Origin of the sequence: Segatella copri (genome assembly GCF_019127135.1) — a bacterium.
Classification (GTDB): domain Bacteria; phylum Bacteroidota; class Bacteroidia; order Bacteroidales; family Bacteroidaceae; genus Prevotella.
In genome coordinates this window covers 1-1,722 of sequence record NZ_JAHOEA010000138.1, presented here as the reverse complement: position 1 = coordinate 1,722, position 1,722 = coordinate 1, and the positions used below count along the sequence as shown (strand labels likewise).

The 1,722-nt window shown below is 40.4% G+C and carries 1 protein-coding gene; it reads left to right on the top strand.

What is annotated here, in order from left to right; genetic code table 11:
• Window positions 1–97 precede the first annotated feature (97 nt).
• Window positions 98–1,555: an IS1182 family transposase gene (locus tag KSW37_RS15510; protein ID WP_217315343.1), complete on the top strand. Its 1,458-nt coding sequence runs from the start codon at window positions 98–100 to the stop codon at window positions 1,553–1,555.
• The last annotated feature ends 167 nt before the right edge of the window (window positions 1,556–1,722 follow it).

The window sequence follows — 1,722 nt, the reverse complement described above, 5'->3', positions numbered from 1 at the left end:
GGGTTATGTTAGTTTAACATTCGATCTTTGAAATAGTGTACCCAAAAGTTGCATATGTGCAATATTTTTTGTATCTTTGTAGGAAAATACAAGGATTATGCTAGAGCAACAACAGACCATATCATTCAGTGATTATTCAAGTTTGTATGACTTGATTATCCCAAAAGACAACCTGCTCCGCCAGATTACTGACCTGGTGGACTTTAGTTTCGTATACCAGGAATTGCAGGACAAGTATTGTCATGACAATGGTCGTACAGCAGAGAGTCCTATCCGTATGTTTAAGTATCTTCTTTTAAAGGTAATCTATGACATATCGGATGTTGATGTTGTTGAACGTACTCGCTATGATATGTCGTTTAAGTACTTCTTGGGATTAACTCCTGAGGAGACTAATCTGATTAATCCTAGTTCCTTGACCAAATTCCGTCGACTTCGCCTGAAGGATATGGACCTGTTGGATCTTCTTATCAAGAAGACTGTTTCTATTGCTATAGAAGCAGGTGTCCTCAAGTCTAGAACCATCATTGTTGATGCAACCCATACGCATTCTCGTTCCAACCCTATCAGTGCAGCAAAGAGTTTGGAGTATTATTGCAAGGCCGTAATCAAGGTCGTTAATTCTGTAGATGACAGCATGGAATTGCCTGAGCTTCCAAAAGAAAAGAAGTATTCTTCTATCATGACTGCTGCCAAAACGATAGTTGCAACAGTAGAAGCTGACGCTGCAACTGCCAATATGCCTGCAGTCAAGGAGCGTCTCAATATGCTGAAAGAAACCATTTCAGACGCAGAGACCCGAGGCGTAATATCAAAGGATGAGGATGCCCGTACAGGACATAAAACAGCGCATTCTTCATTCTTTGGCTATAAGACGCATATAGCTATGAGCGATGAGAGAATTATCACCGCAGCTACCGTCACCTCCGGCGAGAAGGGTGATGGACAGCAATTGCCAGAATTGATAAAAAAGACAGAGGAAGCAGGAATGGAAGTTGATTCCATAGTAGCAGATAAGGCATATTCCAGCAAGGAGAATCTCAAAATGGCAAAGGAAAACAATATGCGCCTCTCTGCTCGTTTAAGCTCTGTAATTGACGGTAATCGAACAAACAAACTCCCTTTTGAATACAACAAGGATGCAGATCTGTACGTCTGCCCAGCAGGGCATCTGGCGAAATGGAAAGAGATGAATAATCGCAAAAATGACAAGCGTCACAGAAACTCCAGCATTACCTATTATTTTGATGTGGACAAATGCAAGGTCTGTCCATTACGTGAAGGTTGCTACAAGGAAGGTGCCAAGACAAAAACATATGCGGTTACCATCAAATCGGATGAACAGTTGGAGCAAATCGAATATCAAAAAACAGAAGAGTTTATAAATCTTCAGAGGAAACGATACAAGATAGAAGCCAAAAACTCCGAACTTAAGAATGTCTTAGGATATGACAGAGCCCTGTCATACGGTTTGTCGTGCATGGAAATGCAGGGAGCTTTGACTATTTTCGCTGCAAATGTGAAGAGAATCATCAAATTGATGCAAAATGCATAAGGGGGGAAGTAGATTCCTCTATATATTGCCGAATTAAGCGCCAGAAACGCTATAGAAAGCTATTTGGGGCTATATTCCTGTCCAAAAAAGTATTTCACTTTTAAAAGATGAAATGCTTCTTGGACAAGAATTAAAGTTCAAAAACAAGCTATGCAACTTAAAATTGG

Coding starts and splice junctions, on each gene's coding strand:
- KSW37_RS15510 (WP_217315343.1), top strand. CDS start 98: ATGCTAGAGCAACAACAGACCATATCATTCAGTGATTATTCAAGTTTG.